The following is a 20,075-nucleotide window of genomic DNA, read 5'->3' as shown; positions in this document are numbered from 1 at the left end:
GTTGCTGGTACTCACCGCCAATTGTGCCGCAATTGTCAATTGCTTCCCCCTTCCAGTCGTGATGTAACCCCGCCATCGGGTCGGCCGTTTCCTGCGCCGGTTCACCGGAACCATGATGAAATGACGCTGTGGTTTGTGTTTGCGCTGATGACCGCTGGAGCGGCCTTTGCTGTGCTGTGGCCGCTCGGTCGCTCGGCCAGGCCGCGGAGCCCGGGAGGCAGCGAGACCACCGTCTACCAGGATCAACTCGCCGAGGTCGGGCGTGATGCCGATGCGGGCCTGATCGGCGCGCCGGAGGCAGCCGCGGCGCGGGTCGAGATCGGGCGGCGTCTTCTGGAGGCGGCCGATGCGGAAAGCCATCAGCCGCAAGCGTCTAAACTCTGGCTGCGACGCGCGGTGGCGGTCTTCGCGCTGGTCGGGATTCCCGTTTTGGCGCTCGGCGTCTACTTGCCGCTCGGATCGCCGCGACTGCCTGATTTCCCGCTCGCGGATCGCGTTCAATCAGCCGACGCATCGCAGCCGCTCGAAAACCTCGTGGAGCAGGTCGAATCGCACCTGGAAAAAAATCCCACCGATGGCCGCGGCTGGACCGTGCTGGCGCCGGTGCTGGCAAAACTCGGCCGCTTCGACGACGCAGCGCGCGCCTATCGCAACGTGATCACCTACGAGGGTGAAACCAGCGATCGCCGCGCCGATCTCGGTGCGGCGATCGCCGGGGCCGCCAATGGCATTGTCACCGCCGACGCGAAAAAGGAGTTCGAGCGGGCGGTCGCCCTGAATCCCCAGGAGGCGAAGGCGCGCTTTTTCCTCGGAATGGCCGCGGAGCAGGACGGCCGTACCGCCGACGCATCAAAGATCTGGCAGGCCCTGCTGGCCGATGCGCCTGCGGACGCGCAGTGGCGTGGCACCGTGCAGCAGGCGCTGGGGCAGGTCCGGGGCGGCGCGCCGGGTCCGACGCAGGGCGCGGTGGCCGCGGCGAGCGGCATGAATGAAGCGGATCGATCCGCGATGATCCACAAAATGGTCGGCAGGCTTGCGACGCGCCTGAAGCAGAACGGCAACGATGTCGAGGGATGGCTGCGTCTGGCCCGCGCCTATAAGGTGCTCAACGAGCCGGAGAAGTCGCGCACCGTGCGCGACGACGCCCGTCGCGCGCTCGGACAGAATGAAGCGGGTTTGCGCCAGCTCAACGAAGGGCTCAAGGCGCTTGGGATAGATGGATGACCAAGGTGTTCACTTTGCGCACAGGTGAAACGGCATGACTCGTAAGCAGCGGCGTTTGACGATGATCGGCGGATCGCTCGTGGTGCTCGGAATCGCTGTCGCGCTGGTGCTGAATGCACTGCGCGACTCCATCGTGTTTTTCTCGACGCCGGTGATGGTGTCGGAACAGCACATTCAGCCGGGCCAGCGCTTCCGGCTGGGCGGGCTGGTGCAGGATGGCTCGCTGGTCCGCGGCGACAATCTCATGGTCAAATTCAAAGTGTCCGACGGAAGCGCGACGCTTCCGGTTACCTATAAGGGCATCCTGCCGGACCTGTTCCGCGAAGGGCAGGGCGTGGTTGCCGAGGGTGCGCTCGACAGTTCTGGCGTGTTTCGGGCCGACACCGTGCTGGCCAAGCATGACGAGACCTACATGCCGAAGGAGGTCGCGGATGCCCTTAAAAAGCAAGGCCACTGGAAAGACGACTATGGCGCGCAAGCCAAAGCTGTTGAAGCCTCAGGCAAGCAGGGGGTATCGCAATGATCGCTGAAGCCGGACATTATGCGCTGGTGCTGGCGCTTGGCCTTGCGCTGATCCAGTCCACGGTGCCGATCATCGGCGCGAGACTGCACGACGGCGCACTGATGAACGTCGCGCGCTCGACCGCGCTTGCGCAACTGCTGTTCGTCGCCGTTTCGTTCCTCGCGCTGGTGACGCTGCACGTCACTTCCGACTTCTCGGTCGTCAACGTGTTCGAGAATTCCCATTCGCTGAAGCCGATGCTCTACAAGATCACCGGCGTCTGGGGCAATCACGAAGGCTCCATGCTGTTGTGGGTGACGATCCTCGCGCTGTTCGGCGGGCTGGTCGCCGCGTTCGGCAATAATCTTCCGCTGTCGCTGCGCGCCCATGTGCTGGCGGTTCAGGGCTGGATCCAGACCGCGTTCTATCTGTTCATCCTGCTGACCTCGAATCCGTTCATGCGGCTCGTCAATCCGCCGCTGGAAGGCCGCGATCTCAATCCGGTGCTACAGGATATCGGCCTCGCGGTGCATCCGCCGATGCTCTATCTCGGCTATGTCGGATTCTCGATCTCGTTCTCTTTCGCCATCGCCGCTCTGATCGAAGGGCGCATCGATGCCGCCTGGGCGCGCTGGGTGCGGCCATGGACGCTGATGGCGTGGATCTTCCTGACGCTTGGAATCGCGATGGGGTCGTACTGGGCCTACTACGAACTCGGCTGGGGCGGCTGGTGGTTCTGGGATCCGGTCGAGAACGCATCGCTGATGCCGTGGCTGGCCGGAACGGCGCTGCTGCATTCCTCGGTGGTGATGGAAAAGCGTAACGCGCTCCGGGTATGGACCATCCTGCTTGCGATCCTGACCTTCTCGCTGTCGCTGCTCGGCACCTTCCTGGTGCGCTCCGGCGTGCTGACATCGGTCCATGCCTTCGCCACCGATCCGACGCGCGGCGTCTTCATTCTGTTAATCCTGTGCACCTTCATCGGCGGCAGCCTGTCCTTGTATATCTGGCGGGCCTCCTCCTTGAAGCAGGGCGGGTTGTTCGCGCCGATCTCGCGCGAGGGCGCGCTCGTGCTCAACAACCTGTTCCTGACCACGGCCTGCGCTACCGTCTTCATCGGCACGCTGTATCCGCTGGCGCTCGAGGTCATCACCGGCAGCAGGATTTCGGTCGGCGCGCCGTTCTTCAACCTGACATTCGCTCCCTTGTTCGTCCCGTTGCTGATCGCGGTGCCGTTCGGCCCGATGTTGGCGTGGAAGCGCGGTGATCTGGCCGGCGCCTCGCAACGGTTGATGGCCGCCGGGATCGGCGGCGTGATCGCGGTGGCCGTGCTGTGGGCATGGACGCGCGGCGGCAGCACCTTCGCGCCACTGGCGATCGGACTCGCCGTGTACGTGATTCTGGGTGCGCTGAGCGATCTCGCCGAGCGCATCAACCTGTTTCGTGCGTCGCTTCCGGTGTCGTTCCGCCGCGCGAAGGGACTGCCGCGCTCGACCTGGGGCAGCGTCTTCGCCCACGCCGGTCTCGGCGTGGCCCTGATCGGCATCGTCTGCGAGACCACCTGGAACACCGAATACATCGCCTCCATGAAGAAGAACGACGTGGCGCAGGTCGGCGGCTACAGTCTGACCTTCGAGGGCACGGTGCAGCGGCAGCGATCCAACTTCCGGGAACAGGTTGCACGCTTCGCCGTGAGCAAGGACGGGCAACCGATCGCGGTGATGACGCCATCGAAGCGCAACTTCACCACGCGCGCGGCGTCCACTACGGAAGCCGCGCTGCTGACGCGGGGCGCGAGCCAGCTCTACATCTCGCTCGGCGATACCGCCGCCGATGGCTCGGTCGCGGTGCGCATCTACCACAAACCGATGGTGCTGTTGATCTGGTTCGGGCCGGTTCTGATGGCCTTTGGCGGCGCGCTGTCGCTGTCCGACCGCCGTCTGCGGGTTGGCGCGCCGAAACCGGCGAAGGTCAGCCGCATACTCCAGCCGGCGGAGTGAGACCGTCATGCATGGACTCATGCAAAGACTGTGGTTCGCGCCGGAGCTTGTCGTCGGGCGGCGCTGTGCGCCGACCCGTTGGCAGGGACTGTTCCGTGCGCGGGGCAGGCTCCTGCCTGTTTTCGGCGCACTCCTTTGCCTCGCGCTCGCGATGGCGTCTCCCGCCCATGCGGTGCAGCCAGACGAGATCATGTCCAACCCCGCGCAGGAAGCGCGCGCACGCACCCTGTCGCGCGAATTGCGCTGCATGGTGTGCCAGAACCAGTCGATCGACGATTCCGCGGCACCGCTGGCGCGCGACCTCCGCCTGCTGGTGCGCGAGCGCATCGCGGCGGGCGACAGCAATCAGCAGGTGCTGGACTTTCTGGTCGCCCGTTACGGCGACTTCGTGCTGCTGAAGCCGCCGTTCGAGAAGAGCACGTTGCTGCTCTGGCTGCTGACTCCGCTGCTTCTGGTGGGCGGCGGACTCGGGCTTTTGGGATTCAGCCGGCGACGCTCGAAAGCGATGCAGGCAGCCGCGGATGCGCCGCCGCGATTGAGCGAGGAAGAAGAGGCGCGGCTCGCGAAGCTGGTGGCGACGGAATCGTCTGCGGGCGAACCGGTCTAGCGCTATAGCGTTTTCCGAGCGAAGCATGTCCTCGGGCTTGACCCGTGGATGGGTACCAGTGCGCGTCAAAACAAAAAGCTGTGGAGCCCGGCTTTGACTCCATATCTCCATCAAAGCTGAAATAACTTTAGCCGTGCACCAAACAGCCGCACGAGGGCGCTCGCCCATTGTTACGAAACATTAATTTCCCGGCCAGCCCGCTGTAAGGCGCAAATCCCCATCTTCAAACCATGAAGTGCTGCCTTCGGCACTTATATTTCAAACTGGTTCTGGAGACCCCGCATGACCGACAGGCCCACTGATCTCTCGCCGCCTTCTCCGCCCAAGCCCGCCCGCCGTTCCGAGCTTACCGCGCGCAAGTTCGCGCTGATGGCGTCGGCCGTTGCCGGCCTCGGCCTGGCCGCATACGGGTTCAGTCCTCCGACGGACAAAGCCGATCTCTTCACCACTCCGGCTCATGCGCAGGTCGCCAACGACGTCAGCAAGGTCGCCCAGCCGATCGGCTTTGCGGATATCGTCGAGCGCGTGAAGCCGTCGGTGATTTCGGTCAAGGTCCGTATGAAGGACAAGGTGATCGTCGGCGACGACGATTCGCCGTTCCAGCCGGGTTCTCCGATGGAACGGTTCTTCCGCCGCTTTGGCGGACCGGACGGTCTGCCGCCGGGAATGCATGGCCGACATGGCCACGGCGTCGTGACGGGACAGGGCTCCGGCTTCTTCATTTCGGCCGATGGCTATGCCGTAACCAACAACCACGTCGTCGACGACGCGGACAAGGTCGAAGTCACGACCGATAGCGGCAAGACCTACAGCGCCAAGGTGATCGGAACCGATCCGCGCACGGACATTGCCCTGATCAAGGTCGAGGGCGGTTCGAATTTCCCGTTTGCGAAGTTGTCGGACGACAAGGCGCGGATCGGCGACTGGGTGCTCGCGGTCGGCAACCCGTTCGGCCTCGGCGGCACCGTGACCGCCGGCATCGTGTCGGCTATCGGCCGCGACATCGGCAACGGTCCCTATGACGATTTCATCCAGATCGACGCGCCCGTGAACAAGGGCAACTCCGGCGGCCCGGCCTTCAACATGAAGGGCGACGTCATCGGCGTGAACACCGCGATCTATTCGCCTTCCGGCGGCAGCGTCGGTATTGCGTTTTCGATTCCCGCCAACACCGTGAAGAGCGTCGTCGCGCAGCTCAAGGCCAAGGGTTCGGTGAGCCGCGGATGGATCGGCGTCCAGATCCAGCCGGTGACCGCGGACATCGCCGACAGCCTCGGCCTCAAGAAAGCCGAAGGTGCGCTGGTGGCCGAGCCGCAGGCCGACAGCCCGGCGGCCAAGGCCGGCATCGAGTCCGGCGACGTGATCACGGCGGTCAACGGCGCTACCGTCAAGGATGCGCGCGAACTGGCGCGGACCATCGGCGGCCTTGCGCCGGGGACCTCGATCAAGCTGAACATTCTGCACAAGGGGAACAACAAGGTCGTCAACCTGACGCTCGGCACCTTGCCGAACACCGTGGGCGCAAAGGCCGATCGGTACGGCGATGACCACGGGCCGTCGCATGGCGACGACGTTCCCAGGCTCGGCATGACGGTTGCCCCGGCGGGGTCGGTTGCGGGCGCCGGCACAGCGGGTGTCGTCGTCATCGATGTCGATCCGAAGAGCGCCGCCGCAGATCGCGGCTTCAAGGAAGGCGACGTGATCCTCGAGGTTGCGGGAAAGAACGTCTCCAGTTCTGAGGACGTGCGCGAGGCGATCAAAGCGGCGCACGCGGACCACAAGAACAGTGTTTTGATGCGGGTTCGCACCGGCGGTACGGCGCGTTTCGTCGCGGTTCCGATCGCGAAGGGTTAGAGCATGATCCCGAAAAGTGGAGACCGGTTTTCGGATAAGATCATGCTCAATCAAAAACAGGTGCGAGTCCTGCAAGAGGTGGGAAGCGTCGCCGGCACCGGTCGCCCCCGCTGACGGCACTTTCCGGGGGATGGGCCAAAAGCCCGTCCCCTTGAGTTTCCTTCCGATGGGAACAGCCCCCCTCCGTCGGAAGGACTAGGGCGGTGGAGTCGCCCCAAGCTCCACCGCCCGCTTTTTTGTGAATTGCGGGGGTTTGTCTCGCAGCCTTGCGCGCGGACGATGAGCGGGCCATGGTGATGGAAAGACAATACATCTTGGGCAATTCCAGCGACCAGATGCGCCTGCTGATCATCGAGGACGATCGCGAGTCCGCGGACTATCTCGTGAAGGCGTTTCGCGAGGTCGGTCATGTCGCGGATCTCGCCAGCGATGGCGAGGAGGGCCTCTCGCTTGCCGACGGCGGGGACTACGACGTGCTGGTGATCGACAGGATGCTGCCGAAACGCGACGGGCTCTCCGTCATCGGCTCCCTGCGCGACAGGGGCAACCGGACTCCGGTGCTCATCCTCTCCGCGCTCGGCCAGGTCGACGATCGCATCAAGGGCTTGCGCGCGGGCGGCGACGACTATCTGCCGAAACCCTATTCATTTGCCGAATTGCTGGCGCGGGTGGAAGTGCTGTCGCGCCGCCGCGGCGGTCCGGCCGAGGAAACCGTCTATCGTGTCGGCGATCTCGAACTCGACCGGCTGTCGCATCGTGTCGCGCGGGGCGAGGAGGAACTGACGCTACAGCCGCGCGAGTTTCGCTTGCTGGAATACCTCATGAAACATGCAGGGCAGGTCGTGACCCGGACCATGCTGCTCGAGAACGTCTGGGACTATCACTTCGATCCACAGACCAACGTCATCGATGTGCATATTTCGCGGCTGCGGTCCAAGATCGACAAGGGCTTCGAGCGGCCCCTGCTGCATACGATCAGGGGCGCCGGATACATGATCCGTGACGGCATGCACTCATCGAGAATCTGAAAATCATTCTGCTCAAAAGTCCATACCGGAAAAGGCCATGACCGATGCCGAATGGCGATCAGGCGGCAATAGCTAGAGCGTTTTCGAGCGAAGCAGGTCCTCGGGCTTGACCCGAGGATGGGTACCGGTTCGCGTGAAGAAAACGCGTCAAATCAAAATCATAGAGCCTCCCTTCTGATTCCATCAGAAGGGAGGCTCCAGGCGTGAAGATCGGCCTTTCGGAAATTGATAGACGCGAAGGCCGCGAGAAGGTACTATGTAAACTAGTTAACATTGTGGATTGCCAAGGACCGCATACGAAGTATCGTCGGGGAGCGTTGTTTGCCCGCTACGATGCGTAGGCGGAAGCGAAGCGTAATGTATTGGTCAAGCGCGATTCTCTATTAGTTGGGAGCAGTCGTCGTGGAAAATCCGGTTATCGGAGCTGATGCGGCCGAGCCGCAGGGCAACACGAGAGTTTTGTTTATATCGACCGTGGCGTTTTCGCTCGGTTTTGCGATTTGGGGCATGTTTTCGGCGCTCGCCCCCTTTCTGATCGAATGGTACAATTTCACGAGCACCCAGGTGCTTGTTCTGGCTGCGATGGAGCCGCTTTTCGCGGCCGCCATCAGCATCCCGCTCGGCATCTGGACGGACAAGTTCGGCGGCCGGACGGTTTTCACGCTTTTGCTTGTTTGCCTCTCCGTTGCCCTGCTTTTCGGGAGCTTCGCCGAGGGCTATTACTCATTTCTGGTTCTGGGAATGATGCTCGGACTTGGAGGCGCGACCTTCGTGGTCGGCAACGCTCATGTATCGTCCTGGTATCCCAAATCGAAGCAGGGGACGGCCCTTGGCCTCTTTGCTTTAGGCAACATTGGAATCACCGTCGGCATGATGGCGGTTACTTTCCTGATTACCCGCGTGCTGGACCTGAGTGACCCGGACGGGTGGCGCCTGATATTTCCGATCTTCGCCATCCCCACGCTGCTGATGGCGGCGGTCTACATGTTTTTTACATCCGACGCGCCGAACACGAATCTCAAAAACACGTCGACGAAAGAGATCTTCGCCGTATACCGGTCGGGCGTCATCGTATGGCTGGTGCCTGCACTTTACTGGGTAGCTTTCGGCACGCTGGTTTTCTTCGCGTCGACGATGCCGACTTATCTGGTCGACCACTGGCATGTGGAGCCCACCAGCGCATCCGCGTTTTACACCCCGCTGCTGGTCGTCTGCGTCGCCGTCACCCGGCCGCTGGGCGGCTGGCTCGCTGATCGTTATGATGTTCTGGGCATTCTGAGCTGGATGTTCGGGTTGATGTCCGCGCTGGCAGTGCTCCTGGCCTTGCAGATTTCACTGAACCTCGAACTGGTCGCCATTTATGGGCTTGCGTTGCTGTCCGGCGCCGCCGCGGCGGCGGTCATCAAACTGATCCCGATGTACTTCGTGCACGTCGGCGCGGTCAGCGGACTGGCCAAGGCCGCCGGCGCGGCCTGCGGCTTCACCATGACATCCGTGCTGGCCGCCGGCAACTTTCTGCTCGGTGGCTACACCCTGGGCTTTGTCGTCTGGGCGCTCATGAACATCGCTGCGTTCTACGTCTCGTTTTCGCGAGTCGGCTTCAGGAATGCCAAACTGGTCCATGGAGCGATTGCGGCTGCTCCCGCACATTGAAGCCGTCCATTTGGACGGCCTCCGATCTGCTGCGCATAGCAGCCGCAATGACGGTCCTGCGGAGGAAGAGGGGCATCGTCCAACTATGGCGTTTTGGTATTACTTTCAGTGTCTGCTTTGGCGGTCCCGTTTTTGATGGTCCCGTTAAGATAGTCTGCCATCGCCACGAGGTCGAAGCGGCCGTCGAGCGCGACAATTCCGTCCTTCCCCAAGGTGCTGCCGTATGCGTCCAGGTCTGCGGCCGCCTCCCGCAGCGCATCGTATAAGTCTTGCGGCGTTATCGGTTCCATTGTCGCCATTCCCTTCGCAGCCGTCGAAAGAAATAACATAATCACGATGGCCAACATTGCGCGGCCGGAGGAGGATTTGTGAGAATCGGCGTATGCCCGCGCCGAGGTTGAACGTAAACCTTCAGTAAGCCCGGGTGCCTTTACGATGGCGAGCTTTTTGTCGTTTCCAGGTTATTCGGTCGCACCGTTCCATCCGGCCAAGCCGATCTCGCAGGCATCGCGTCGGCTGGAGCATTTCCCGGTGAAGTGGACACCGGTTCACCGTAAAGGAAATGCGACCACTCGATAGCTTGGAGCGCCCGTTCTGATTCCATCAGGACGGTAAGCGCTCTAAAGGCTCATGACTTGGCGTTCATTACAAACCCCTCATGAAACTGGCCTATTGGCCGCTCATCTGGTCTGTTAGACTTCTGAATAACTGGCGGATGGCAGTGTTTTCAATGGTCTTATCGCGTTTTCGAGCGAAGTGGGTACCGGTTCGCGTGAAGAAAACGCGTCAAATCAAAATCATAGAGCCCGCTTCTGATTCTATCAGAAGCGAAAAGGCTCTAGAGTGATGACCCGTGACGGCGCTCGGTAAGCTGTTCCGCACTACGGCGTTTCGGCTGACGCTGGTCTATCTGTTGCTGTTCGCGCTGTTTGCGGCCTCTCTCCTTGGATATTTCGCCTGGAATACCCGCCGCCTGATCACCGACCAGATCGCGGCGACAGTGAGCGAGGAAATCGGCCTGCTCACGGGGGTCTTCAACCGCCGCGGCTTGCGCGGCCTGGTCCGCGCCATCGAAAATCGCGCGCTGCGGCCCGGCTCCAATCTTTATCTGGTGACGACGCCGGCCGGATTGGCCGTCGCGGGCAATATCGGTTCGCTTCAGCCCGGTGTGATGGAGACCACCGACTGGACCGAGACCGTCTACCGCCGGCTCGACGAGCAGGACCAGGCCCATCACCACGCGCTGGTGCGCGTGACCGAGCTGTCGAACGGTTTCCGGTTGCTGATCGGCCGCGATTTGGAAGAACGTCATCGTATTGTCGGCGTGGTCGCTTCCGCCGCGCAGTGGTCGCTGCTGATCGTCGTGGTCCTTGGTCTTGGCGGCGGCATCTTCGTGGCGCGGCGCGTGCTGCACCGGATCGACGCGATGACCGGGACCACGCAGCGCATCATGGCGGGCGACCTGAGCGGCCGGCTTCCGGTCGGACGCAGCGGCGACGAACTCGACCGGCTGGCCGGAAATCTCAATGCGATGCTCGAGCGCATCGAAGCGCTGATGAACGGGCTGAAGGAAGTCTCCGACAACATCGCTCACGATCTGAAGACGCCGCTGACGCGGCTGCGTAATCGCGCCGAGCAAGCGCTCGCCAAGTCCGGCAATGAAAGCGACTATCGCGCCGCATTGGAACAGACCATCGAGGAGTCCGACGGCCTGATCCGCACTTTCAACGCGCTTTTAATGATCGCGCGGGCGGAATCAGGACAGGCGCGCGACAACATGGCGGATTTCGACGCCGCGGACGTCGCGCAAAGCATTCACGAATTCTACGAGCCGCTGGCCGAAGATAACGGGCTGACGCTCCGGGTTCAGACCGAGCCGGCGCCGCTGCACGGCAATCGCGAACTGATAAGTCAGGCGCTCGCCAACCTCGTCGAAAACGCCATCAAGTACGGCCAGCCGCAGCAGCCGGCCGCGCAGCCGCTCGGTGCGGATGCAGCCGCTGCCGACGGCGCGATCCTGATCGAAGCCGGCCGCGATGGCGACCGCATCGTTCTCGCCGTAACCGATCATGGCTGCGGGATACCCGAAGCCGACCGCAAGCATGCCGTCGAGCGGTTCGTGCGGCTCGAGACCAGCCGCACCCTGGCGGGATCCGGGCTTGGCCTGAGCCTCGCGTCGGCGGTGGCCACGCTGCACGGCGGCGGCCTTACGCTCGACGATGCGCGTCCGGGCTTGCGTGCGACGCTGTCGATACCCGCGCGAAGCGGCGAGGGGCTTGCGGCGCCGACGCCGGACGTGCAACAGATTGGTGCATGATTTCATCCGCGAAGGGCGACGCGGACCGGGCCAGTCTGGCGGCGAGGCTTGCGGACGGACCAAAGGTGTTCGCGCCCGCTGAATCCGAACACCGTCTCAACGATTGGTTGTCCGACCTGACGCCGGAGCAGTCCGGCGCGATCGGGACTCTGATCGCCGGGTTTCCGCCGGTTCGGACCATCCTGCTCGGTATCGCGGAGTCGTCTCCCTATCTCTTCGACCTGATGCGTGCCGATCCCGATCGGACGCTGCGCCTGTTTCGCGGCGAGCCAGAGGGTCGTCTCGCGCGGCTGATCGCGGAGATGTCGGAAGCGGCGGAGGCCGGCGATGAAGCCGAGGCCATGCGGCGACTGCGCGCCGCCAAGGCAGAGGCAGCGCTCTTGATCGCGTTGTGCGACATCGGCGAGGTGTGGCCGGTGATGCAGATCACGGCGGGGTTGACCGACATTGCCGTCGCCGCGGTCCGGAGTGCGTTGCGATTCCTGTTGCGGCAAGAGACGGGGCGTGGTCGCTTGCAACCTCCCGACATCGACCGGCCCGAGGATGGCAGCGGCCTCGTCGTGCTCGCGATGGGCAAGATGGGCGCGGGCGAACTCAACTATTCCAGCGACATCGACCTGATCGTGTTCTTCGATCTCGCGGCGCCTTCGCTCGCGCCCGGGATCGAGCCGCAGCCGTTCTTCGTGCGCCTCACGCAAGGTCTTGCGCGCATGCTGCAACAAAGGACCGGCGACGGTTACGTCTTTCGGGTCGATCTGCGCTTGCGGCCGGATCCCGCGTCGACGCAGGTCGCCGTTTCGACCGCCGCTGCGCTCGACTATTACGAGCGGGAAGGGCGGACCTGGGAACGCGCCGCCATGATCAAGGCGCGGCCCTGCGCCGGCGACCGGACGGCAGGCGAGACCATGATCGCGGAGATTTCGCCCTTCGTCTGGCGCAAGCATCTCGATTTCGCCGCCCTTGCCGACGTTCACGACATGAAGCGGCAGATGCAGACCTTTCGCGGACAAAGCGAGATCGCGGTCGAAGGCCACAACGTCAAGATCGGACGCGGCGGTATCCGCGAGATCGAGTTCTTCGCACAGACCCAGCAGTTGATCGCCGGCGGACGGCATCCCGAATTGCGGGTGCGGCCGACGCTGGACGCGCTGAATATTCTCGCCTTAAGCAACTGGATCACGCATCAGGCGCGCGACGAACTGACCGCGGCATATCTGTTTCTGCGAAAGGTCGAGCACCGCATCCAGATGGTCGCCGACGAGCAGAGCCATGTTCTGCCTGCCGACGCCGAGGCGGTGGAACGGTTCGCGCGCTTCCTCGGGTTCGACGATCGGGCGAGTTTTGCCGCTGAATTGCTAATGCATCTGGATTGCGTGCAGGGGCACTACAGCCGGCTGTTCGAGGGCGACCCGGCCGGCACCGCTAACCTGCCGGCGGTGGATTATAGTGCCGGACCCGATGACGTGCGGGTTCTCGATCATCTGGTGAAGCTCGGCTTCAAGCAGCCGCGAATGGTCGCCGCCACCATCCAGCATTGGATAGCCGGCGGATATCGAGCCCTCAAGGTCGAGGCGATACGCACCGCATTCGAGGCGTTCGTGCCGGCGCTGATCGACGGTCTGGCGCGTGCCGAGGAGCCGGATAGCGCAGTGACGGCGTTTGATCGCTTTCTGCAAGCGCTGCAGCGCGGCGGCCGGCTGATCTCGCTGCTCAGCCAGAACAGGGATCTGGTCGCGCTGGTCGCGCTCGTGCTCGGTGCGGCACCCCGGCTCGCCGACATGCTGGCGCGCCGGCCGCAGATCATGGACGGGCTGATCGATCCACGATTCTTCGGCGCCATGCCGGACCGGCAGGAATTGTCGGCGCGGCTGGCGGCAACGCTCGAGGAAGCGAATTCCTATGAGGAATTTCTCGACCGGCTTCGGCTGTTCGGCCAGGAAAGTCTGTTCCTGATCGGGACGCGCATCCTGTCCGGCACCGTGTCGGCGCGGCAGGCGGGGCTTGTGTTCGCCGACGTGGCCGAGGGTATCGTCGATACCGTGCATGGTTTGGTGAAGGATCAGTTCGCCGACCAGTACGGCCGGATCGCGGGGCAGGAGACCGCGATCCTTGCGATGGGCAAGCTCGGCAGCCGCGAGATGACCGCATCGTCCGATCTCGATCTGATCCTGCTATATGATTTCGATTCCGAGCATCCGGACTCCGACGGAGCACGGCCGTTGCAGGGCACGCAATACTTTGCGCGCTTCACCCAGCGCCTCATCAGCGCATTCACCACGCGGACCAACTACGGCGTTCTCTACGAGGTCGATATGCGGCTGCGGCCTTCCGGACGCGCCGGCCCCGTCGCCTCGCATATCGACTCTTTCGCCGACTATCAGGATCATGAGGCATGGACCTGGGAGCACATGGCGCTCACGCGCGCGCGGGTGATCTCGTCGTCGCCGGAGTTTCGCGCCCGGATCGAGCGCGTCATCCGCAACGTTCTGACGCGGCGGCGCGATGCCGGCCTCATCGCCAGCGATGTCGCGGAAATGCGCCGCGCGATCGCGCTGGAAAAAGGCGAGCAGGACATCTGGGATCTGAAACACGCCGCCGGCGGCATGGTCGATATTGATTTCATCGCGCAGTATCTTCAACTCGTCCACGCGGCGGACAAGCCGGACATTCTCAGCGTCAATACCCAGCAGGCGCTCGATAACGCGCAGCGACTGGGTGTCCTGTCGTTGCCGGATGGGGAAGTTCTGCGGTCCGCGGCACGGCTCTATCACGACCTGACCCAGATCCTGCGGCTCTGCGTCAGCGACAAGTTCAAGCCGGAAACGGCGGGCGACGATCTGCTGCCGGTGATGGCGCGGGCGGGGGACGCCCCGGACTTTTCGGCGCTCGAGGCGCGCGTCCGCGATACCCAGGAAGATGTGCGCGGCGTATTTCTCAGGCTGATGGAAGGCCGGTCCTGAAGCCAGGTTGGGTCGATCTATCGTCATTGCGAGCGAAGCGAAGCAATCCAGACGCCACAAAGCACAAAAGAAAGAGCTGGATTGCTTCGTCGGCTATGCCTCCTCGCAATGACGCCGGCTCAACTCTGAGCGCATCTTGCTTTACGCGGCAACACTCGCTGCCGGATTGTCCAGGCGGCCGTGACGGGGCAGGGTGACGCGGACGACGGTCCCGGTTCCGGGCTTTGAGCGAAGCCGCATCGACCCGCCGTGCAGGTTGACCAGCGACTTGGCGATCGCCAGCCCAAGTCCCGATCCCGCGTAGGTTTTGGTCAACTGGCTTTCGACCTGTTCGAACGGCTTGCCCAGCTTTCTCAGCGAATGTGGCGCGATGCCGATGCCGGTGTCGGCAATCGTCAGGGCGATGGAATTCGCAAACACCTGGCTTCGCGCTATGACTCGCCCGCCGTCGGGCGTGAACTTCACCGCATTGGACAGCAGATTGACGGTGATCTGCTGGACCGAGCGATGGTCGGCAATGATGGAAATGTCATCGTCGATCCTGACGTCGAAGGTCAGCTTCTTGTCGCTGGTGCGACCTGTGACGACCCGCAGCGATTCCGCCAGCATCCTGGAGAGATCGAGCGGCTCCATGTCGAGCTTCATGCGGCCGGCTTCGATCTTGGACATATCCAGGATGTCGTTGATGACTTCGAGCAGATACTGGCCGCTGGTCAGGATGTCGTGGCAATATTCGCTGTATTTCTCCGAGCCGAGGGTTCCGAACATGCCGTTGCTCATGATCTCGGAGAATCCGATGATGGCATTGAGCGGCGTTCGCAGTTCGTGGCTCATGTTGGCGAGAAATTTTGATTTCGCCCGATTGGCGTCCTCGGCGCGATCCTTTTCCTTCGCGTATTTCTGCGCAAGGTCCGCAAGCTCGATCGCCTGTTGTTCGAGCGTCGCCTGCGTCCGTTTCAGATCGATGACGGTCGCCCGCAGCCGGAGATCGTTGTCGACGAGCTTTTGCTCGTGCTCCTTGATCCGGGTGATGTCGGTTCCGACCGACACATAACCTCCGTCCTTGGTGCGGCGTTCGCTGATGTTAAGCCAGCTTCCGTTATCGAGCTGCGCTTCGAAGGTCCGCGCGCCTGGAGCGGTTGTACCGGCTTCGGGTGGCCGTGCGCTGATTTCGTGCATGCGGCCGACCTCGATCACGGTCTCGTAGGAGGTGCCGGCCGCGACCGCGCTCTCGGGCAGCTTGTGCAGGCGCTGGAAGTGAGAGTTGCAAAGGACCAGACGATCGTCGGCATCCCAAAGCACAAAAGCCTCTGGGATGGTTTCGATCGCGTCCCGCAGCCGCAGATCGGCTTCGACGGTTTTCTCGGCGAGGCTCTTTTGTTCGGTGATGTCGACGGCGATCCCGATCAGATGAGCGGTGCCGCCGCCCGCATTCTGATTGAGTTCGCAACGGACGCGCAACCAGATCCAGTGTCCGCCGCTGTGCCGCATCCGGAAACTCTGGTCGATGTGGTGGATTCTCCCCGAGATAAGCTGATCCGCGATTTCGAACAGGTCGATGTCCTCGGAATTGACCAGCGCGTTGACCTCTCCGAAGGTGAGCAGGTCGCTGCGGCTTTCCAGCCCGAGCATGGTGAACATCGATTGCGACCAGAATATCCGCCCGCGCGACAGATCCCAGTCCCAGAGGCCGCATCGGCCGCGGTTGAGCGCGGTATCGATGCGACCGCGGACCGCATCATTGATGAGATCGCCCTCGCGCGCGCGGGTGGATTGCCAGTGAAATGCAAAGCCCAGGATCAGAACCACGAATCCGGTGGTGGCCGATAGCGTGATCGACAGCGCAGTATCCGGCCGCCACACTGAATCGGTTTTGTCCTGGATAACGGTGACATGGCCCAACAATGATCTGACGACGCGCTGGGTCGCGAGCGCGCTGCTGCCGTCGAGCAGGATGACGTCGGTGACGCTCGCGGGCGACGTGCCACGCAAGGCCGGCGATTGCGCGGTGCTGATGAGTTCGAGAATCCGGTTGCTCTCGCCAGGCGAAGCATCGATCGGCATCCGCGCGAGAACGCGCTGATCGGCGCCGGTGACGATGACATGGCGGCCGGCGGCGATGCCCCAGGATGGAATGAGGCTTGGCAGCAGGTTCTGGAGGCGTTCGATGGAGGCGGGGCGGTCCTGATGGATCACGCCGACATGCTCAAGACGTTCGGCCAGCAGATCGGCGAGCGCCAGCAGATCGTGTTTCGTCATCGCCTGTTTTTGCCGGGTCTGGTCGATGACCTGCACCAGGGCGCCGACACATATCGTAACCAGGAAAGCGATTATCAGGGCGGGGACGGCGCGGCGAAGCACGGGCTCGGCGATCAGCAGCCTGTGGTAGGCTGGTTTTGCGATCGATTGCGCCAATCCCTTGATCGAATCGGATTGAGCGCACGCGTTCGCCGCCTGAGCGCGCGCCATGCCTTGGACCCCCGCGAGAATTTTCCGTACACGCGATCGGAAGGACGCCCCGGTCTTTCCGAATCGCAGCGATTTGAATCCACTTTTTCGAGGCTGTCGAGAGTCAACGATTCGTTAATACGAAATAAATTTTGTCCAACGGAGAATCCCAGCACTCCGCGGTCGCCGCCGGTGAGTCCGAAACGGGAACGTGCGCCGTGTGGTGGTTCGGAAGGTCGCTTCATCGTCCCGGCGGGTCCGTCAAGCGAACTTCGGAATTGGGACACCAGGGCGACGGCCTTCGGCTTCAGCGCGCCGGCTCCGCGTGGCTGATGACGCGCTTGACGCTCGGGAAGGCGCGGCGCAACGCGCGTTCGATCTCGTCGACCTGCTCATGCACCCTGGCGACGCTCATCGACGGCGCGGCGCGGCAATGGAAGTTGACGATCTCGCCGGCTTCGGTGTCTCTGACGCGCACGTTGTGAATGTCATGGATCGCTCCGCCGGCGGCGAAACTTGACAGGGCCGTCCGGACGGCGGCGATCCGTGCGGGGACGGCATCCGTCCCCAGCGGAAGCTCGGGCTCCAGCGGCTCGATGTGCGTGTCCACCTCGACGTTCGCGCCGAACTCGTGGCGAATGTCGTGCTCCAGCCGGTGCGCGATCGCATGGGCGTCCACCAGCGCCATTTCACCGTCGACTTCGAGGTCGATGCTGACCGTCAGTTTTTCTCCGAGATCGTGCACGGTGACGTGATGAATGGCGAGGCCCGAATTGTGGGCGATCACCATGATGCGCTCGCGGATGCTTTCGTTGTCGCGCGCGACCGGTATCGCGGTGAATGTCAAATCGGCATCGCCGAGAGCGGCGGACACGGCGTCCTGCGCCTGCTGCTTGATGGCATCGATGCGGTCGATCGGATAGGTTCGCGGGACGTCGGCGATCACGTCGACGAAATGCCGGGGGCCGACCATCCGTACCCGCAACCGCTCGATATCGATGATACCCGGCAGCGCCCTGATCGCGGCTTTAGCCCTTTCCGCAGCGCCTTCCGGCGCGCGATCCAGCAGCGTTTCGATCGTGGCGCGTCCGAGCCGCAAGCCCAGCACGGAGATTAGGATTGCGACGCCGATCGCAGCAGTGGCATCGCCCCACGCATAGCCCAGTCCGGACAGCGCCAGCCCGATGATGACGGCGATCGATCCAAGGACATCGGAAGCAAAGTGCAGGGCGTCGGCCTCCAGCGCCTGACTGCGGGTGTCGAGCGCGGTCCGGTGCAGCGCGCGGGCACGCCAGACATTGACGGCGATGTCGACAATCAGCACGACAAACGGAATGGCGGAGAGCGTCGGGGCCGGCGCGCCTTCGCGCAAGTGGGCATAGGCCTGGACCACGATGCCGCCTGCAAGAACATACAGCATCGCAATGACGCCAAGGGCCGAGAGGCTTTCGATCTTGCCGTGACCGTAGTGATGTTCGTCGTCGGCGGGACGGTCGGAAACCCGCACCACGAACCAGGTGACGATCGTGGCGACCAGATCGACCGAACTGTGCAGCGCCTCGGAAATCAGAGCGAGACTCCCGATAGCCACGCCGACCGCGAATTTGATCGCCGCCATGCTGGCGCTGGCGATCATCGAGACGGCGGCTACTCTTGTTTTCGAACTGGAGGCGAGGCGTGGCATCCGCGGGGGTTTAGCAGTCCGCTACCCAGGATAAAAGCGCGCGCGATTGCGCAATCGCCACTCATTCGCGGCTTGGCTTGTTTGTTGCGAACTATTCCGATTTCAGGATGTTGCCGCCACGCGACCGCTCGAGCCGCCCGCCGAAACTCATCGGGATCTTGATCTGCGCCATCGCGCGGCAAGCCAGCCCATCGCGGCAGCGATCGCGATGCCGACACACGCCGTCGCGGCATCGACCAGAAAATCCTCCAGCCGCGCATGGCGGCCGGGCGCCCACAGTTGCATGATCTCGAGCAGGCCGATCAGCACGACGGATAGCGCCGCGACGCGCAATGGTCGCTGCGGAAACGCGAGGCCGACGGCGAGACCAACCAGAACGAAGGCAAGGGCGTGTTCGCCATCCTGTCCGAGCGGGGAGTGCGGGCGATAGCGCGCCGGCCCGAGCGTCGCGAACACGACCGCCGCGATCAGGATGGACGCGCCAATGCGGAAGATAATCTTCATCGCCAGCGCATAGCACGATTTGCCGCCACGCAAAGGCCCGCGTGAACCGTTCGCCGCCTCACATCTGTGCAAGATCCGGGGGGGCCGGCGCCTGTCGGAGGCGCCGGGGCGCTCGAAGTAAGCTGTTATAAATCTCATAAGGTGTGTTTTTTTAGCTGGATTTCGAAATATTGTTTTTCCGGGCCGAATCAACAGACAGGATCGATGATGGCAACCCAGATGACGAAATCGCAGCTCATTGAGAAAATCTCGGCTCAGGCCGAATTGTCCAAAAGGGACGTAAAGGGCGTTCTCGAGGCGCTTGCGACGACAGGTTACAAGGAGCTCAAGAAGACCGGTGTCTTTATGCTCCCGGGTTTCGCGAAGTTCGTGGTTATCAAGAAGCCGGCGACCAAGGCGCGCAAGGGCACCAACCCCTTCACCGGCGAGGCGATGACGTTCAAGGCGAAGCCCGCCCGAAAGATCGTCAGGGCGCGGCCGGTCAAGGCCGCGAAAGATGCGGTATGATGCAGGGGCCCTTCGGGGCCCTTGTGTTTTTGACCCACGCTGTTTCAGGTCGGATGCTTGCCGGCAGCCGGTGGCCGGCTGGCGCGGCGGTTTTATTGCCGGTTTGGTGCTCCGCGCCAAGATCATCAAATTTCCGTGCGGGACGCCGGGCGCGCGTCCCGCACAGGTAACGGGACAACCAGACATTGGGCGAAATGGCATACGACGAAGATTGAGAGTTACAAAATTCTCGGGCCATGGTTCTATTTGACCCATGAAAAACCGCCTGGGAGGGTCCTGTGTCCACGATCAGGCTGACCGTCAATGGCAAGTCGGTTTCGGCTGACGTTGAAGACCGGACGCTTCTCGTTCATCTGCTGCGCGACCATCTGGGACTGACCGGTACGCATATCGGCTGCGATACCAGCCAGTGCGGCGCATGCACCGTTCACATCGATGGCCGCGCGGTCAAATCCTGCACGGTTCTGGTCGGGCAGGCGAACGGTTCGAGCATCACGACCATTGAAGGCATCGCCAAGGGCGACGAACTGCATCCGATGCAGGCGGCGTTTCGCGACAATCACGGCCTTCAGTGCGGCTACCGCACGCCCGGCATGATCATGGCCTCGATCGACATCGTGCGCCGGCATGGCCGCGGGTTGACCGAGGAAATCCTGCGTCAGGAACTGGAAGGCAATATCTGCCGCTGCACCGGCTATTACAACATCGTCAAATCGGTGCTCGACGCCGCCGGCCGGATGACGACGGCGCAGGCTGCGGAATAGCCGCCGAGCAGCTCACGCAGGAA

The 20,075-nt window shown here is 62.9% G+C and carries 15 protein-coding genes; 11 read left to right on the top strand and 4 right to left on the bottom strand.

From position 1 onward, the window contains the following. Positions 1–120 precede the first annotated feature (120 nt). From ccmI to V4R08_RS06635, 7 genes are all read left to right on the top strand, one after another. Positions 121–1,224 (top strand): c-type cytochrome biogenesis protein CcmI, encoded by a 1,104-nt coding sequence (gene ccmI / locus V4R08_RS06665; RefSeq protein ID WP_335578625.1) that lies wholly within the window; start codon positions 121–123, stop codon positions 1,222–1,224. A 34-nt stretch (positions 1,225–1,258) separates the two neighbouring features. Further along, positions 1,259–1,747: a cytochrome c maturation protein CcmE gene (gene ccmE, locus V4R08_RS06660; protein ID WP_335578624.1), complete on the top strand. Its 489-nt coding sequence runs from the start codon at positions 1,259–1,261 to the stop codon at positions 1,745–1,747. Beyond that, positions 1,744–3,726 (top strand): heme lyase CcmF/NrfE family subunit, encoded by a 1,983-nt coding sequence (locus tag V4R08_RS06655; protein ID WP_335578623.1) that lies wholly within the window; start codon positions 1,744–1,746, stop codon positions 3,724–3,726. The genes ccmE and V4R08_RS06655 overlap by 4 nt, the downstream gene beginning before the upstream one ends. Positions 3,727–3,733: 7 nt before the next feature. Continuing rightward, positions 3,734–4,333 (top strand): cytochrome c-type biogenesis protein, encoded by a 600-nt coding sequence (locus V4R08_RS06650; RefSeq protein ID WP_335578622.1) that lies wholly within the window; start codon positions 3,734–3,736, stop codon positions 4,331–4,333. A gap of 282 nt (positions 4,334–4,615) precedes the next feature. Then, complete coding sequence (locus V4R08_RS06645; RefSeq protein ID WP_335578621.1) at positions 4,616–6,187, top strand: Do family serine endopeptidase; 1,572 nt, start codon at positions 4,616–4,618, stop codon at positions 6,185–6,187. A gap of 335 nt (positions 6,188–6,522) precedes the next feature. After that, positions 6,523–7,215: a response regulator transcription factor gene (locus tag V4R08_RS06640; RefSeq protein ID WP_335580198.1), complete on the top strand. Its 693-nt coding sequence runs from the start codon at positions 6,523–6,525 to the stop codon at positions 7,213–7,215. 402 nt (positions 7,216–7,617) lie between these two features. Continuing rightward, complete coding sequence (locus V4R08_RS06635; RefSeq protein WP_335578620.1) at positions 7,618–8,868, top strand: MFS transporter; 1,251 nt, start codon at positions 7,618–7,620, stop codon at positions 8,866–8,868. Between the two features lie 83 nt (positions 8,869–8,951). Here the strand turns inward: V4R08_RS06635 and V4R08_RS06630 are convergent, their stop codons facing one another. Then, positions 8,952–9,215, bottom strand: coding sequence for a hypothetical protein (locus V4R08_RS06630; protein WP_335578619.1), 264 nt, complete (start codon positions 9,213–9,215; stop codon positions 8,952–8,954). Between the two features lie 506 nt (positions 9,216–9,721). Between V4R08_RS06630 and V4R08_RS06625 the strand changes: the two genes are divergently transcribed. Together V4R08_RS06625 and V4R08_RS06620 are read left to right on the top strand one after the other, a co-directional pair. After that, positions 9,722–11,185, top strand: a complete 1,464-nt coding sequence (locus V4R08_RS06625; protein ID WP_335578618.1) for a sensor histidine kinase — start codon at positions 9,722–9,724, stop codon at positions 11,183–11,185. Next, on the top strand, positions 11,182–14,145 hold the full coding sequence (locus V4R08_RS06620; RefSeq protein WP_335578617.1) for a bifunctional [glutamine synthetase] adenylyltransferase/[glutamine synthetase]-adenylyl-L-tyrosine phosphorylase: 2,964 nt from the start codon (positions 11,182–11,184) through the stop codon (positions 14,143–14,145). The genes V4R08_RS06625 and V4R08_RS06620 overlap by 4 nt, the downstream gene beginning before the upstream one ends. Positions 14,146–14,286: 141 nt before the next feature. Here V4R08_RS06620 and V4R08_RS06615 read toward each other — a convergent pair whose 3' ends face one another. The 3 genes from V4R08_RS06615 to V4R08_RS06605 form a co-directional block, all read right to left on the bottom strand. After that, the gene (locus V4R08_RS06615) at positions 14,287–16,614 is read right to left on the bottom strand and encodes a PAS domain-containing sensor histidine kinase (RefSeq protein ID WP_335578616.1); all 2,328 of its coding nucleotides are present in this window, start codon (positions 16,612–16,614) and stop codon (positions 14,287–14,289) included. Between the two features lie 286 nt (positions 16,615–16,900). Continuing rightward, the gene (locus V4R08_RS06610; RefSeq protein WP_335578615.1) at positions 16,901–18,277 is read right to left on the bottom strand and encodes a cation diffusion facilitator family transporter; all 1,377 of its coding nucleotides are present in this window, start codon (positions 18,275–18,277) and stop codon (positions 16,901–16,903) included. A 147-nt stretch (positions 18,278–18,424) separates the two neighbouring features. Then, the gene (locus tag V4R08_RS06605) at positions 18,425–18,781 is read right to left on the bottom strand and encodes a VanZ family protein (protein WP_335578614.1); all 357 of its coding nucleotides are present in this window, start codon (positions 18,779–18,781) and stop codon (positions 18,425–18,427) included. 207 nt (positions 18,782–18,988) lie between these two features. Between V4R08_RS06605 and V4R08_RS06600 the strand changes: the two genes are divergently transcribed. Together V4R08_RS06600 and V4R08_RS06595 are read left to right on the top strand one after the other, a co-directional pair. Then, the gene (locus V4R08_RS06600; RefSeq protein ID WP_335578613.1) at positions 18,989–19,288 is read left to right on the top strand and encodes an HU family DNA-binding protein; all 300 of its coding nucleotides are present in this window, start codon (positions 18,989–18,991) and stop codon (positions 19,286–19,288) included. A gap of 278 nt (positions 19,289–19,566) precedes the next feature. Beyond that, on the top strand, positions 19,567–20,052 hold the full coding sequence (locus tag V4R08_RS06595) for a (2Fe-2S)-binding protein (protein WP_335578612.1): 486 nt from the start codon (positions 19,567–19,569) through the stop codon (positions 20,050–20,052). Positions 20,053–20,075 lie beyond the last annotated feature (23 nt).

This window comes from Nitrobacter sp. NHB1 (assembly GCF_036964665.1).
Classification (GTDB): Bacteria; Pseudomonadota; Alphaproteobacteria; order Rhizobiales; family Xanthobacteraceae; genus Nitrobacter.
The sequence above is the reverse complement of the archived record's forward strand: the minus strand, read 5'-3'. Positions and strand labels throughout refer to the sequence as shown.

Bases quoted from the DNA above. Each gene is read 5' to 3' on its own strand.
- V4R08_RS06630 (WP_335578619.1), bottom strand. From the start codon at position 9,215: ATGTTGGCCATCGTGATTATGTTATTTCTTTCGACGGCTGCGAAGGGA.
- V4R08_RS06605 (WP_335578614.1), bottom strand. From the start codon at position 18,781: ATGAAGATTATCTTCCGCATTGGCGCGTCCATCCTGATCGCGGCGGTC.
- V4R08_RS06600 (WP_335578613.1), top strand. From the start codon at position 18,989: ATGGCAACCCAGATGACGAAATCGCAGCTCATTGAGAAAATCTCGGCT.
- V4R08_RS06650 (WP_335578622.1), top strand. From the start codon at position 3,734: ATGCATGGACTCATGCAAAGACTGTGGTTCGCGCCGGAGCTTGTCGTC.
- ccmE (WP_335578624.1), top strand. From the start codon at position 1,259: ATGACTCGTAAGCAGCGGCGTTTGACGATGATCGGCGGATCGCTCGTG.
- V4R08_RS06645 (WP_335578621.1), top strand. From the start codon at position 4,616: ATGACCGACAGGCCCACTGATCTCTCGCCGCCTTCTCCGCCCAAGCCC.
- ccmI (WP_335578625.1), top strand. From the start codon at position 121: ATGACGCTGTGGTTTGTGTTTGCGCTGATGACCGCTGGAGCGGCCTTT.
- V4R08_RS06640 (WP_335580198.1), top strand. From the start codon at position 6,523: ATGCGCCTGCTGATCATCGAGGACGATCGCGAGTCCGCGGACTATCTC.
- V4R08_RS06655 (WP_335578623.1), top strand. From the start codon at position 1,744: ATGATCGCTGAAGCCGGACATTATGCGCTGGTGCTGGCGCTTGGCCTT.
- V4R08_RS06620 (WP_335578617.1), top strand. From the start codon at position 11,182: ATGATTTCATCCGCGAAGGGCGACGCGGACCGGGCCAGTCTGGCGGCG.
- V4R08_RS06615 (WP_335578616.1), bottom strand. From the start codon at position 16,614: ATGGCGCGCGCTCAGGCGGCGAACGCGTGCGCTCAATCCGATTCGATC.
- V4R08_RS06610 (WP_335578615.1), bottom strand. From the start codon at position 18,277: ATGCCACGCCTCGCCTCCAGTTCGAAAACAAGAGTAGCCGCCGTCTCG.